This window comes from Actinoallomurus acanthiterrae (assembly GCF_054775715.1).
On record NZ_BAAHCO010000001.1, the window covers coordinates 8,697,354 to 8,709,552 of the forward strand.

Annotated in this window: 17 protein-coding genes; 13 read left to right on the plus strand and 4 right to left on the minus strand. The window is 66.9% G+C overall.

Annotated features, from left to right (window positions below):
* Window positions 1-109 precede the first annotated feature (109 nt).
* The gene (locus tag ACYVF7_RS40980) at window positions 110-910 is read left to right on the plus strand and encodes an alpha/beta fold hydrolase (RefSeq protein ID WP_460351378.1); all 801 of its coding nucleotides are present in this window, start codon (window positions 110-112) and stop codon (window positions 908-910) included.
* 118 nt (window positions 911-1,028) lie between these two features.
* On the opposite strand, the gene ACYVF7_RS40985 is transcribed toward ACYVF7_RS40980, so the two are convergent.
* A complete protein-coding gene (locus ACYVF7_RS40985; protein ID WP_460351379.1) occupies window positions 1,029-1,991 on the minus strand; it encodes a hypothetical protein in 963 nt (320 codons plus the stop codon).
* A 113-nt stretch (window positions 1,992-2,104) separates the two neighbouring features.
* On the opposite strand from ACYVF7_RS40985, the gene ACYVF7_RS40990 reads away from it, so the two are divergent.
* The 5 genes from ACYVF7_RS40990 to ACYVF7_RS41010 all read left to right on the plus strand — a co-directional run bounded on the left by ACYVF7_RS40990 (window position 2,105) and on the right by ACYVF7_RS41010 (window position 5,214).
* A complete protein-coding gene (locus tag ACYVF7_RS40990) occupies window positions 2,105-3,028 on the plus strand; it encodes a carbohydrate kinase family protein (protein ID WP_460351380.1) in 924 nt (307 codons plus the stop codon).
* A gap of 6 nt (window positions 3,029-3,034) precedes the next feature.
* Window positions 3,035-3,604, plus strand: coding sequence for a hypothetical protein (locus tag ACYVF7_RS40995; RefSeq protein WP_460351381.1), 570 nt, complete (start codon window positions 3,035-3,037; stop codon window positions 3,602-3,604).
* A 216-nt stretch (window positions 3,605-3,820) separates the two neighbouring features.
* The gene (locus ACYVF7_RS41000; protein ID WP_460351382.1) at window positions 3,821-4,060 is read left to right on the plus strand and encodes a hypothetical protein; all 240 of its coding nucleotides are present in this window, start codon (window positions 3,821-3,823) and stop codon (window positions 4,058-4,060) included.
* Complete coding sequence (locus ACYVF7_RS41005) at window positions 4,061-4,684, plus strand: DUF6879 family protein (protein WP_460351383.1); 624 nt, start codon at window positions 4,061-4,063, stop codon at window positions 4,682-4,684.
* A 125-nt stretch (window positions 4,685-4,809) separates the two neighbouring features.
* Window positions 4,810-5,214, plus strand: a complete 405-nt coding sequence (locus tag ACYVF7_RS41010; RefSeq protein ID WP_460351384.1) for a DUF6082 family protein — start codon at window positions 4,810-4,812, stop codon at window positions 5,212-5,214.
* Between the two features lie 53 nt (window positions 5,215-5,267).
* On the opposite strand, the gene ACYVF7_RS41015 is transcribed toward ACYVF7_RS41010, so the two are convergent.
* Together ACYVF7_RS41015 and ACYVF7_RS41020 are read right to left on the minus strand one after the other, a co-directional pair.
* The gene (locus ACYVF7_RS41015; RefSeq protein WP_460351385.1) at window positions 5,268-5,705 is read right to left on the minus strand and encodes a hypothetical protein; all 438 of its coding nucleotides are present in this window, start codon (window positions 5,703-5,705) and stop codon (window positions 5,268-5,270) included.
* Window positions 5,695-5,970: a hypothetical protein gene (locus ACYVF7_RS41020; RefSeq protein ID WP_460351386.1), complete on the minus strand. Its 276-nt coding sequence runs from the start codon at window positions 5,968-5,970 to the stop codon at window positions 5,695-5,697. The genes ACYVF7_RS41015 and ACYVF7_RS41020 overlap by 11 nt, the downstream gene beginning before the upstream one ends.
* A 189-nt stretch (window positions 5,971-6,159) precedes the next feature.
* Here ACYVF7_RS41020 and ACYVF7_RS41025 point away from each other — a divergent pair, with 189 nt between their 5' ends.
* The 3 genes from ACYVF7_RS41025 to ACYVF7_RS41035 all read left to right on the plus strand — a co-directional run bounded on the left by ACYVF7_RS41025 (window position 6,160) and on the right by ACYVF7_RS41035 (window position 8,455).
* Complete coding sequence (locus ACYVF7_RS41025) at window positions 6,160-6,987, plus strand: helix-turn-helix domain-containing protein (RefSeq protein WP_460351387.1); 828 nt, start codon at window positions 6,160-6,162, stop codon at window positions 6,985-6,987.
* On the plus strand, window positions 6,984-7,160 hold the full coding sequence (locus ACYVF7_RS41030; protein ID WP_460351388.1) for a DUF397 domain-containing protein: 177 nt from the start codon (window positions 6,984-6,986) through the stop codon (window positions 7,158-7,160). The genes ACYVF7_RS41025 and ACYVF7_RS41030 overlap by 4 nt, the downstream gene beginning before the upstream one ends.
* 140 nt (window positions 7,161-7,300) lie before the next feature.
* Window positions 7,301-8,455: a cytochrome P450 gene (locus tag ACYVF7_RS41035; protein WP_460351389.1), complete on the plus strand. Its 1,155-nt coding sequence runs from the start codon at window positions 7,301-7,303 to the stop codon at window positions 8,453-8,455.
* A gap of 29 nt (window positions 8,456-8,484) precedes the next feature.
* Here the strand turns inward: ACYVF7_RS41035 and ACYVF7_RS41040 are convergent, their stop codons facing one another.
* Window positions 8,485-9,552, minus strand: a complete 1,068-nt coding sequence (locus tag ACYVF7_RS41040) for a sigma-70 family RNA polymerase sigma factor (protein WP_460351390.1) — start codon at window positions 9,550-9,552, stop codon at window positions 8,485-8,487.
* A gap of 84 nt (window positions 9,553-9,636) precedes the next feature.
* Between ACYVF7_RS41040 and ACYVF7_RS41045 the strand changes: the two genes are divergently transcribed.
* The 4 genes from ACYVF7_RS41045 to ACYVF7_RS41060 all read left to right on the plus strand — a co-directional run bounded on the left by ACYVF7_RS41045 (window position 9,637) and on the right by ACYVF7_RS41060 (window position 12,123).
* Window positions 9,637-9,996, plus strand: coding sequence for a VOC family protein (locus tag ACYVF7_RS41045; RefSeq protein ID WP_460351391.1), 360 nt, complete (start codon window positions 9,637-9,639; stop codon window positions 9,994-9,996).
* A 44-nt stretch (window positions 9,997-10,040) separates the two neighbouring features.
* Window positions 10,041-10,730 carry a maleylpyruvate isomerase family mycothiol-dependent enzyme gene (locus ACYVF7_RS41050; RefSeq protein WP_460351392.1) on the plus strand — a complete coding sequence of 230 codons (690 nt, stop codon included), beginning with the start codon at window positions 10,041-10,043 and terminating at the stop codon, window positions 10,728-10,730.
* Window positions 10,731-10,842: 112 nt separating this feature from the next.
* Window positions 10,843-11,388: a hypothetical protein gene (locus ACYVF7_RS41055; protein ID WP_460351393.1), complete on the plus strand. Its 546-nt coding sequence runs from the start codon at window positions 10,843-10,845 to the stop codon at window positions 11,386-11,388.
* 201 nt (window positions 11,389-11,589) lie between these two features.
* On the plus strand, window positions 11,590-12,123 hold the full coding sequence (locus ACYVF7_RS41060) for a hypothetical protein (RefSeq protein WP_460351394.1): 534 nt from the start codon (window positions 11,590-11,592) through the stop codon (window positions 12,121-12,123).
* Window positions 12,124-12,199: the final 76 nt, after the last annotated feature.

Here is a 12,199-nt window from a genome sequence, read left to right on the forward strand (position 1 = left end):
CCTCGACGCACGGTCACGTTGAAATTCGTCATCGGCGGACCGATGAGTTCCGCGGCCCGCCGACGTTCTACCTATCGAACGGCGGAACACCACTGACTGGAAGGACGACATGATGGGCTATGCGGACGTGAACGGGCTGTCGCTGTACTTCGAGGAGCAGGGCTCCGGTGAGCCCCTCGTCCTCCTGCACGGAGGACTCGGCGCGGGCGAGCTGTACGGCCCGACCCTGTCGGCGCTGGCCGAGAACCGGCGGGTGATCACGGTCGACCTCCAGGCCCACGGCCGAACGGCGGACATCGACCGGCCGCTGCGCCCCGAGACGATGGCGGACGACATCGCCGCGCTCATCACCCACCTGGGCCTGACGGACGCCGACGTGATGGGCTACTCCCTCGGCGCCAAGGTCGCCCTGCGCACGGCGATCCAGCATCCGCAGCTCGTACGCCGCCTGGTCCTGGTCTCCATCCCCTGCAAGCGGGACGGCTGGTTCCCGGAGGTCCTGGCGACGATGGACCAGATGGGCCCGCATCTGGCCGAGCCGATGAAGCAGTCTCCCGTCTACGAGCTGTACGCCCGCCTCGCACCGCGAGCGGAGGACTGGCCGGCCCTCATCGGCAAGACGAGCGAGTCGTTGAAGCGTGACTTCGACTGGTCGGCGGAGGTCGCGGCGCTCACCGCGCCCACCATGCTGGTCTTCGCCGACGCGGACTCCGTACGACCCGCGCACATCGTGGAGTTCTTCGCCCTGCTCGGCGGCGGCCTCCGCGACGCCGGCTGGGACGGCTCGGGCCGCCCCACCGCGCGGCTCGCGATCCTGCCGGGCACCACCCACTACGACATCTCCACGTCCCCGGCGCTGCCGGCCGCCGTGGTCCCGTTCCTCGACGCACCGCTCCCCCAGCGGGCCTGAGCCCGCCGAGGGCGCCCGACGGTCCGTCATCGACGACCGAGGCCGCCGTCGAGGACGCCCAGGCGATCCGTTCTCGACGGCAGCGGTCCGTTGTCGGCGGCGCGGCGGTCGTGCGGCGTCAGCTGCCGGTCGCGTCGATCGCGTGTACGCCGCTGGCCACGACGGATGCCGAGCCCTGCGGCGGCACGTGGGTCGCGAACGTCCACAGCCACTCGCCCCTGAAACGGTGGAGGTAGCGCTTCGGCCCGAATCCGTCGAAGTCCGAAGGGGGCTCGTACCACACGTTCGGCTTTGTCGCCGTGTAGCTCAGCGCCTGGACCGCGGGGCTCAGGACCAGCGCGCCGCCGTCGATGGTCTTCAACGCGTAGACGGGCTGCGTCCGGGGCGCCCACTCGGACCGGCCCAGCCACCGGTTGCCGCTGTTGATCTTGTAAACGTCCTTGGCCCAGCGCTGACCGAGCTTCAAGGTCAGCGGGCCGGGAACGAACCCCGCCGGAGCCTTCCGGCGGGCCGCGACGTACGACAGGTACGAGGAGAGCCGGGTGCCGACGTCGAGGGCCGGGCCGGTCGTCACGGCCGTCGCCGAGCCGTCCGCGCCCCGCGCGATCTCCGGGAGCTTCTGCCCCTTCGCGAGCCAGGAGCCCATGGCCGCCTTGTACTTGCCGCCGCCGGTGTCGACGAAGACGACGTACTCCTTGTCGCTGCCCACCGCCGCGATGGCCGCGAACCAGGCCGGGCTCACTCCGCGCGGGATGAAGAACTGGGGGCTCTTGTAGTGGAACGGCTTGATCTTCTTTTCCTGCTTGGCCCGGATGCGCTTGTTGCCGACCAGGTCGACCTCGAGCATCGGCCCGGTCTCGTTCTCGCGCAGCAGCGCGTCGGAGACCTTCGTGTTGGCCTCGTTGTTGACCCGTTCGTAGTTGGTGAAGACCGCCCGTGCCTGCGCGTCGGTCAGGGTGGCGGCCGCGTGCGACGCGCGCGGCGACGACGAGTGCGCCGCGGGTTGCTCGGTCCCGCCGCCACCGCACCCGGCGACGAGCGAACCGACGGCGACGGCTGCGAGGACAATCCCGTATCGCACTAAAACTCCATAAAAGCGAGGCCGAAACGTATGTGATCATACGGGGAGTTCCCAGGTCATCGCCGCACCGGTGGCCGTACACCAGGCAGGACGCGCGAACCGAGGAGGAGCGGGTGGACCCACGGCAGGCGGCATACGACATCGTGGTGATCGGAGGCAGCGGCGTGGACACCATCGTCCGCGTCGGCGCACTGCCGGTCCCACTCGCCGACTCGGTCCCCGTCGGCCCGATCGAGGAGTGGCCGGGCCACACGGGCGGCAACGTCGCCCTCGGCGCCCGCGCGCTCGGCCTGAAGGCCGCGCTGCTCGACTACATAGGCGACGACTGGATCGGCGCACAGGTGCGCGAACGGCTGGCCGAAGGCGACGTGGAGTTCGCCCCACTGATCTCTCCCGCCGGCACGCGCCGCGCGGTGAACCTGGTGGACGCGACCGGTCGCCGGATGTCCTTCTACGACGGCCGCGACCCCGCCGACCTGCGAATGCCCCGGGACCACTACCTGCCCTGGCTCCGCCGGGCACGGCACGTCCACCTTTCCATCATGAACTTCGCGCGCTTCCTCTACGACGACCTCGAGGCGCTCGGCGTCCCGGTCTCCACGGACCTGCACGACTGGGACGGAGTTGCCGACCACCACCGGGAGTTCGCCCTCCGCTCCGACCTCGTCTTCTTCAGCGCTGCGAAGGCGGGCGACCGCACCCCCGCGCTGATGCGCGAGATCCTCCGCGAGGGCCGCGCGGAGACCGTCGTCGCCACGGCCGGCGCGGACGGGGCCTACCTGCTCACCCGCGACGGCGACACGACCCCACTGCACATTCCCGCCTCCGTCCCGCCAGCGCCGGCGGTGGACTCCAACGGAGCCGGTGACGCGTTCGTGTGCGGTTTCCTGTACGGCAGGCTCACCGGCCGGGACGTACGGGACTGCGCCCGCCTCGGCACGGTGGCGGGCGCCTACGCCTGCACGGCACCGGGCTCGACCGCCCTCATCTCCGCAGATGCCCTGCGCGCGGCGGATTCCGTTGTTCAGCCCGGCTGAAAATGCGTGAAAGCCTTCTTGCCGCGTTGGAAGTGCCTGGGTTCGGACCACAACGGCAGCGCCCGGATGTACGGCTCCGCGAGCGACCACAATCACGTCTATCTCGCGTCCCTGCCGGAGCAGAATGTACCGATGGAGTTGCGCCCTGAACTACTGCCACCGCAGGTCACCTCCCAGCGAATCGAGGAACTGGGCTGCGAGATCGACAGGATCGCGGAGCTGAGAGGCGACGCCGCCCAAGAGGCGATGGCCACGTTCAGAGAGATGACCGGCCATGATTATTCGGAGTTCGAAAACTATCCGGCGGCGGAGTCCCGCGAGGAGGCCGCCATACGCGCGGCGCGGCCGAGGTGTCCGCGAGTTCCGGACATCACGCGGGATGAGCTTGTGGAGATCGTCCACAGGATCCGGACGTGCCTGCCTCCGGATCAGGACTGGTACCTGCTGGTACTGAAGTCCAACACGGTCCATCCGGCAGCGAGCGATCTGATCTTCTGGCCGCCGCCCGAACTGGAGTCGGCCTCCGTCGAGGAGATCGTCGATGCGATTCTGAGTTACCGACCGATGGTGCTGTGATCCGGAGTCGATCGGTCCTCCTCACGAGCCGGGCCGCGAGTTACAGATCCTGCCCACTAGACGAATTTGAGCCCTTATTCCTGTTATATCCCAGACCTTAATTAAGAAGACCCAGTCCACCTATCATTGATTATCACTACGGCGACAGATAGGCGCAGGCGCCACCGGATGCTACTCTCCGAAGAGCCCTATCACTTCCGATAAGGAGCCAGACCAGTGAAGGCAGTTCGCCGCCTCGGCAAGACACCAGCCGAGCTTGGCAATACCACGGGCGTCAGCGGTTCACCTGACATCCTTGAATTGGATGACGGAACCTTCGCCGTGATCGGCGTCGATATCACTGATCAGGTAAGCGATCTTCATCTCCTCGGCGCACGGTGCGCCCCGAACGAGCGTGTCGTCAATATTCCGCGCAACACGCTCACCGCCACCAAAGACGACATTCCGGAAAGCTAGATGCATCCACCAGCATGGGCGCTCGCGAAGAGCACCCGGCTTGACCTCGATGGGTTCGGCAGCGCATTCACGCACGCGTGGTCACAGATCGAGTCACGCTTCCTGAAGCTCGAGTGCTGGCAGATGTACCAGGAACTCGAAGCAAACGAGTCACAAGCGGCGTACGAGCAGGGCGACATCAAGGCAGCTCGCAAGCTCCTGCAGCAGGAGGCAGACGCCGATCGCCCCTTGTACGAAGAGGTCAACCGGCGAGGCATCGAGTACGCACGGGTGCGTCTCCTGCAAGAACCGCTGACCGACTACCTCGCCTACGAGCTTCTGAGCTATCGCATCCGCGCAGACATGGGCGAGAACATCGAGGTCGTCGTCTGCGATCCCACTCTCCGCCTACCGAACGAGGACCACTTCGACTTCCTCCTGTTCGACCGGCACACCGCCCTCATCCACGACTACGGCGTCGGCGACACCGGCCTGCAGACGGGAGGCTGGCTCACGCGCGGGCCAGAGGTCATCGCCTCGCTGGAAGAGATGGTCGCGGTGCTGCGCCGGAAGGCCATCCCGCTTCGGAACTATCTGGCGTCAGGACCACCTAGCCAGTTCAGGACTGATTCCCGCTCGATCTGATCATGATACGGGCGAGTATTTTCGCCCGCTGTTATGGTCGTGCGGTGAGTCGCCGATGGTCAAGGCCGGCAGCCGTCGGCACTGCCTTGCTGATCGGCCTGGCAGTAGTGACTACCAGTGTCGTCGTGCCCATCGCCCTGCTCTTGCGTGCCGACGACCCGACACTCAGCCGCTGGTCTCAGATAGGACAGGCCCTCGACCCTGCCGGTGTCTTCTTCTCCGGCGTCGCGTTCATCGGGATCGCCGTGACTCTCTTCCTTCAGGGACGCGAGCTTCAGAACCAGCGGGAGGAACTCGCCATCACGAGGGAAGAGCAGCAACGGAGCAGCGAGATCGCTCTCCGGCAGTTGCATACAGACCTTATCAAGATGGCGATCGACGACCGTGAGCTACGGGAAGTCTGGCCACCCCTCGCACCAGGGATTGCCGAATCGAAGAAGGATCACTACTGCAACCTCATCCTCAACCTTCAAAAGGTTGCCTACGAGGCAAAGACCATCGAGCTCGCCGACTCGAGGAATCTCCCGTAGCAACCATCACTGGCGTCATGCTCCGGGATCCACTGCTCTGGATATCATTCTGCTCAAGCACCAGGAAGCCACCTGCCCTTCCTGTCGCCGCCCGTACGGTGCGGCCCACGTTTCATCTCGTCGGTCGCCGGATCGGCCAGCAGATACGAGTGGAGTTCGGCCGCGGTCATCTCGTCGAACCGCGCCAGGGCCACGTCGAGGAATCTCAGCTGGTCGATGTCGCCGGTCGCCACGCAGAGCTGGCTGTCGGCCCATCGCCACAGCGGGAGCCCGCCCGTGTCCGGCGCCGGTGACCATTTGGGAAGTGTGGGCAGGTCGGCTTGGGTCCGTTGGTGGCGCTGCAGGCTCATCCAGGCGGCGGCCGGATACCTGCGGATCAGGAAGTCGAGCTGCAGGAGTTCCCTCGCTTCCGACGGCGATCGCTTCGCCAACGAGTCGACCAGTGCCCGCAGCGCCGGCAGAGAGCGCATGAGCCGTTCTTCAGGAGTCATCGTCACATCTCCATTCGCCGGACCGGGACGCAGACGACCTGCTGATCGACTGGATCAGTTCGTCGACGTCGTCGAGGCCGAGGAGTTGGGAGGAGTCGTTGAGGCGGCCGATCGGCATGCCCCCGGACCAATGCCACCGGACGCGACCGTGGTCGTCCGGCTTACAGACGATCCGCTCGCTAAGGTGACTGCTCGCCCCACGGATGAAGACCTCGGCGCCGTACTGCTCGGCGTCCAGTCCCGCGGCCTGGCACGCTTGCGTCAACCAGTTCGCGAATGCGCGAATATCTTGCGATGTGTACTGGTTCATTCTCTGACCCCGTTGACCTGTCGTTCGATTTCTCGATGACCAGCTTCACAGGATCGGTTACAGTGAGCTACGAACCGCCATTCCCCCGTACAACACCCAAGCCAGGAATCATGATCAGCGGGCGTTGAAACCAGGAGACACCCAATGTCGATTCAGCGCGATCGCGACCGGGATCCTCTGCTAGAGACCTTCGCCGATGAGCTTCGTTTCCGACGCGAGAAGGCAGACCTGTCCCGAAACAAGCTGGCCGACGCGCTCGGGTGCACTCCGCAGTGGATCGGAAAGGTCGAGGCCTGCGAAAAGCCGCCTTCCGAAGCCTTCGCCCAGGATCTCGATACCTTCTTCGCCACCGAAGGACTCTTCCACCGCCAGTGGCAGAAGATCAAGAAGTACCGTCGAAGTAAGGTACTTCTTCCCGGCTTTCCCCAGTTCGTCGAGCTTGAGGCGCAGGCGACAATCATCCGAGCGTTCACCCCGCAGGTCATTTCCGGCCTTCTGCAGACCGAGCACTACATGCGAGCGCTCATGAGTACCGGCCAGAGCCCGAACACGCTGGACGAGAGGGTTGTCGGCCGCATGGAGAGACAGAATGCTGTCTTTGATCGTGAGCCCCCGGCGCAGGCATGGTTCGTCATCGACGAGGCGGCGTTGCATCGCAACGTCGGTGGACGTGACGTCATGCGGGCGCAGCTGGCAAAACTCCGAGACCTGGCCAGCTCACCAAACGTTCACGTACGGATACTGCCGTTCGAATCCATCGTCGGAGCCGGCCTCGACGGAATGTTCATCACGCTGACCCTCCCCGATGGCACGGAGATCGCTTACCATGAGGGGCCGGGCGTCAATCAGCTCACTCAGGAACTGACGACCGTGAATGAATACCGCGCGCGTTTCGATCTCGTCATGGGTGAGTCGTATCCGCGAAGCGAATCCCTCAAGCTGATCACCAAGACGTTGGAGAACCTGGAATGACGATCTTGGTTACGCCGACCAACACGCAGTGGCGCAAGAGCACCTACACTGCCCAGGGCGGCGCGGACTGCGTGGAAGTTGCCAACCTGCCCTCTGCGATCGCAAGGCGGTACATCGATTCGACGGATGGTGCGATCTCTGGTGGTCCTGGCGCAGGAGCCATGTATCAATAGGCTTTCGTGGCCGCTATCTGCCGCCACGGTCCGTTGTGCGGTAACGGTCGGCGTGGTTGTAATGGACGCGCAGGCCGACAGGGGGAGCCCCGATGATCGCCAGCGCGGATAGCGTATTCCGTTTTCGTTCCGACTCCCCGGTGACCTTCGGGAGCAGGCTGGCCGCGCTCGGCCGCGAACAGCCGATCATTTTCGACGAGTTCATGGGCGCACCGCTCGTATTACGCCACGGCGATGTCATGGCCGCGCTGCATGACACGGCCACGTTCAGCACCCGGCCGTACGGCATGGGCCCGATGAGCTCCGCCATGATCGCCCATGATGGAGCGGAGCACCGGCGCCAGCGCCGCATCCACAATCGTTTCTTCAGCGCGCGGGCCAGCGCCCGGTACGCGGAGATCGTGGCGCCCATCGCCGAGCGCATCTTCGGCTCGCTGGCCGCGAAGTCGAAGGTCGACCTCGTCCAGGACGCGATCGCCCGATACCCGATGGAGGTCTTCCTCGCGCTGCTCGGCATCCCCGACGAACTCGGCGACCAAGGGCTGCACTGGGTGCGAGCCACCGTGACCTGGCTGGGCTCGCCGCTGCGCGAAGAACTCGCCGCTGCTGGACAGGAGGCCTTCGCGGAGCTCAGCGCCTACACGAGGCGACTCGTCGAACGGGAGCGGGAGAACCCCGGGGACAACCTGCTGGGCGAGGTGATCCGGGCGTACCTGAGCGAGGACGCGTACACGCCGCAGACGGTCACGGTCGCCGTCGTGAGCCTGCTGCTCGGCGGGTTCGAGACGACCATCCAGATGCTGTCATCCACCCTCGCCTCGCTGCTGCTCAACCCGGAGTCGCTCGCGCGTCTCCGCACCGACGTCGACCTCATCGACGCCGCGGTCGACGAGGCGTTCCGCTGGGCCAACCCGTCGGCCGGGTTCTACCGGCTCGTCATGCGGGACACGCGGATCGCGGGAACCGATCTGCGCGCGGGAAGCATGGTCTATCTCTGTGCCGCCGGCGCGCATTTCGACGACGAGGCCTATCCGGAGCCCGAGCGATTCGACCTGGACCGGCGCGGCGGGCATCTCGGATTCGGCCTGGGACCGCACTACTGCGTGGGCGCCCCCCTGGCCCGGATCGAGGCGCGCGCCGCGTTGACCGCACTGTTCGCCGCCTGCCCGGACATCCGCCTGGACCCGGATTCGCCGCCGACCTTCTTCTACGGGGCGCGCGGCTTCGTCCAGCATGGCACCGAGACCCTCAACGTCCTGCTGGACTCTGGGCGGGCTTTAGGGTCAGCCGCTTGATCGTGAGGTTAGAGGGGTGCTCCGCCGGGTCAGGCAAGCGTGGTGGGCAGCCCGAACAGTCGGAAATGGTCGGGGTCGAGGAATGAGGTGATCTCGGTGATCCGGTCATCGCGCAGGTTCAGCACCGTGATCGACCAAGCGTCATGCGGGTGTGCGGGGTCGGTGCCGAGGTAGAACGCGATCGCCGCTTGGCCGTTCGCGCTGATCAACTGGTGTCGCCAGCTCGGGCAACGGGTCAGGGGCACCTGCATGGCGAAATCGGAGACGGCGTCGATGCCGTGATACCAGTGTGGCAGGGGCGGCATCGACCAGGTGACGTCCTCGGTGAGCAGCGCGATCAGGGCCTCGGTGTCGCCGCGCTCCAACGCGCTGGCGAATCCGGTCGCCAGCGTCCGCGCTCCCGAGTCGCCGATGGCGCGCAGCGTCTGTTGCTGGGTGCGGGCGGGAAGCTCCTTCGCGAGGACGCGGCGGGCGCGGGCGAGCGCGGAGTTCACCGAGGTGGTGGAGGTGTCCATCATGGCGGCGATCTCGGCCGCCGTGAACCCTAGGACGTCGAACAGGAGCAGCGCCGCCCGCTGGTTGCCCGGCAGGTGCTGGCATGCGGCAACGAACGCCAGCTCAACCGCCTCGCGCTGCTCGTAGCGGGCCTCCGGTCCCGCCGGATCCTGCGAGAGACCGGCGTCGGGGTAGGGACCTAGCCAGGCGATGTCGGTGCGCGGAAGTTGGTCGAGCACAGCGTGTTCGCTGGACGGACCCAGGTCCACCGGCAGAGCCCGCTTACTGCGGGCGTCGACTACGTCCAGGCAGACACGGGTGGCCACGGTGTACAGCCATGTGCGCAGGGTGCTGCGGCCCTCGAACCGGGCCAGTCCCCGCCAGGCGCGCACCAGCGCCTCCTGCACCGCGTCGTCGGCATCGTGAACCGAACCGAGCATCCGGTAGCAGTGGGCGTGCAACTCCCGGCGCAGTGGCGTCACCAGGCGCGTGAACGCGGCATCGTCCCCGCCACGGGCGCGGGCCAGGTCAGCGTCCTGAGCGCCCTGTCCACCCACCTCGACGATGTCGCCTGCGAACGATCCGGAAGAAATCTCGCCCATGAGAGACGATTCTGCCCCACGGCGGCAGTCTCATCGGTGAGCACGTACGACCGATCGCACGTCACCGCACCGAGGAGGCTGCTCATGAGCTCGACCGCCCACCCGCACCGGCCCGCCTGGTTCGACATCTCCACCCCTGACGCCCCACGCGCACGAGGCTTCTACCAAGATCTGTTCGGGTGGCCGGTCAACGCCCTCGACGCGAGCTATGCGCTCGTCGGCGACGACGACGGCCGACCGGCGGGCGGGATCGGCCAGGCCGGCCCGGACAGTCCGTATACCGGGCTCGTCGTCTACTTCCCGGTCGATGACGTCGATACCGCGCTCGCCCGCGCCGAGCAGCTCGGAGCCACTCGCGTCCTTTCCCCGACCGACACGCCCGTCAGCCGCATCGCCGTGTTCACCGATCCCGACGGCAACCACGTCGGCCTGCTCAGCCGCTGACCGGACACCCACCCGCCCGACTACCGCACAGGAGCATCGCCCGTATGACACCGACGATCGACCGTCCACCCGCGACCGGCACCTGGTCGCTGATCCATGCCGAGCGGGCCGCCTTGGCCGCCGAACTCGCGGAGCTGACCGAGCAGCGGTGGGCTACCCCGTCGCTGTGCGACCGGCTCACCGTCCGCGAGGTGCTCGCGCACTTGACCGCAGGGGCCAGCCTCAACCCGGTGCGGTGGATGGCGGGCGTGATCCGCTGCCGCTTCGACTTCGACCGGCAGGTCGCTCTACGGCTGGCCGAGCAGATGGGCGCCACCCCGGCCGAGACGCACGCACGATTCCGCCGGGTGATCACCAGCACGACCAAGCCGCCCCTTCCGATCGTGGCGATGCTCGGTGAAACCATCGTGCATGGAGAGGACATCCGCCGGCCGCTCGGCATCGAGCGCGACTACCCCGTCACCACCCTGACCGCGGTGGCCGACTACTACCAGGGCTCTGATCTGCCCGTCCTCACCAAAAGGCGCGTCCGCGGCCTGCGACTGACGGCCACCGACGGCCCCTTCACCGCCGGTGCCGGGCCACGGGTGTCCGGCACCACCCTGGCACTGATCATGGCCATGACCGGCCGCACGCCCTACGTCGATGAACTCGAAGGCGACGGAGTCGCCATCCTGCGCGAGCGCCTACTGGTCGGCCTCCAGGCGGGCGGTGGCAGGCGGCCGGCGAGCTGAGGGCATGCGTGCTCTGCGAGCCGTCGGTCTCCAGACCCTCGATGTATCCGCGTGATGTTCCGGTAATCGTTGCGTAGGATCTGCGGCGATCACCGTTAGCGTGGGAGATGCGATGGCGTTCGAGTGGGCCACGTTGGTCGCGACGGGCAGCGGCGCGGTCATCGCCCTCACCGGCACGCTCCTGAACGACCACCTGCGCGACCGCCGCGAGACCCGGCGCGGCCGCCAGAGCCGGACCCGTGATCTGTACGTCGAGTTCATCGTGGCGGCCGGAGCCTGCCACACCCGGCTGCGCCGGCTCGCCCAGGACCCCGGCAGCCGGCCCGACCTGGAGACGGCCACCCGCGACGCGCTCGTCGAAGCGGGCATCCACGAGATCCGGGAACGTCTCTTCATCGACGCCAGCGAGGACGTGGCCGCCGCGGGCCAGACCCTGTACGAGCGGCTCCGCGACCTACGACGAGCCGTCGCCGTCGGCGCCTCCTGGTCGTCCCGGGACTTCCACGACGTCTATCACCCCTACCTCGACGCCGCGTGGGGATATCGGGCGGCGGTGCGAAAGGAGCTCGGCTCGGAACCGTTCGCGCCCTCGGTGTTCGGCTGGGTGACTCTCAACGGCACGGCGACGTGCCCCGTCTGCCTCAGCATTGCGACCTGACCACCGAGCCGCTGCCGGCACCTCCTCGAGCGACATGTACCGGCGATTGCGCCTCGGAGGGTAGCCGATCGGCCGGTTTCGGTCTCAGGGCCGGGCGAGCATTGCTCCGAACGCATGCGACGCTCATACTCCTGGAATTATGCGGTCACCATCTGGAGCCGCGCGTATTCGAGTCGTGAGCGAACTGATCGAGGTGGCGTCATGAGGATCATCAAAGGCACGGCCGCCGCGACCGGCGTCTGCCTGGCCGCTGCCGCGTCGGCATTAGTGGGAATGGTGCCCGCCGCCCATGCGATCGGGGTGGACCAGACCTGCACGCTGAACGAGGTCGTCACCTACAGTCCCCCGCTCACCTCGACTCCGCAGACGGTGACGTTCACCGTCAGCGGCCAGCTCTTCAACTGCACCAGTAGCTCTGCCGCCACCGGCTACTACGCCGAGTCGGGCACGGTGGCGAACGCCACGTGCACCAGCGTCCTGTCGGCGGGCGCCGGAACCCGCGTGTTCCACTGGAACAACAACGCCATCGCGTCGAGCTCGTTCTCCTACAACCGGGTCGTCAGCCGGGTCAACGGCAGCATCGTTGTCACGGCCGTGGGCGCCATCACGTCGGGAACGTTCACTCCCGACCCGGCGAAGTCCACGGGTACCGGGCTGGAGCCGGACCCGATCGCCTGTAGCACTACGGGAGTCTCGCAGCTGACGGACGTAGGGGTCCTGACCGTAGGCATCTGACGGTGGGGCTCTGGGCGCTGAAAGTGACGTGGCTGGAGCCGGTCTCGTACACCGTGTGGCCGTCACGTTGGCCTTG

What these genes read in the sequence shown, in the direction of transcription:
- ACYVF7_RS40980 (WP_460351378.1), top strand. Translation starts at nt 110, where the DNA reads ATGATGGGCTATGCGGACGTGAACGGGCTGTCGCTGTACTTCGAGGAG.
- ACYVF7_RS41005 (WP_460351383.1), top strand. Translation starts at nt 4,061, where the DNA reads ATGCATCCACCAGCATGGGCGCTCGCGAAGAGCACCCGGCTTGACCTC.
- ACYVF7_RS41015 (WP_460351385.1), bottom strand. Translation starts at nt 5,705, where the DNA reads ATGACTCCTGAAGAACGGCTCATGCGCTCTCTGCCGGCGCTGCGGGCA.
- ACYVF7_RS41025 (WP_460351387.1), top strand. Translation starts at nt 6,160, where the DNA reads ATGTCGATTCAGCGCGATCGCGACCGGGATCCTCTGCTAGAGACCTTC.
- ACYVF7_RS41030 (WP_460351388.1), top strand. Translation starts at nt 6,984, where the DNA reads ATGACGATCTTGGTTACGCCGACCAACACGCAGTGGCGCAAGAGCACC.
- ACYVF7_RS41040 (WP_460351390.1), bottom strand. Translation starts at nt 9,552, where the DNA reads ATGGGCGAGATTTCTTCCGGATCGTTCGCAGGCGACATCGTCGAGGTG.
- ACYVF7_RS41045 (WP_460351391.1), top strand. Translation starts at nt 9,637, where the DNA reads ATGAGCTCGACCGCCCACCCGCACCGGCCCGCCTGGTTCGACATCTCC.
- ACYVF7_RS41050 (WP_460351392.1), top strand. Translation starts at nt 10,041, where the DNA reads ATGACACCGACGATCGACCGTCCACCCGCGACCGGCACCTGGTCGCTG.
- ACYVF7_RS41055 (WP_460351393.1), top strand. Translation starts at nt 10,843, where the DNA reads ATGGCGTTCGAGTGGGCCACGTTGGTCGCGACGGGCAGCGGCGCGGTC.
- ACYVF7_RS41060 (WP_460351394.1), top strand. Translation starts at nt 11,590, where the DNA reads ATGAGGATCATCAAAGGCACGGCCGCCGCGACCGGCGTCTGCCTGGCC.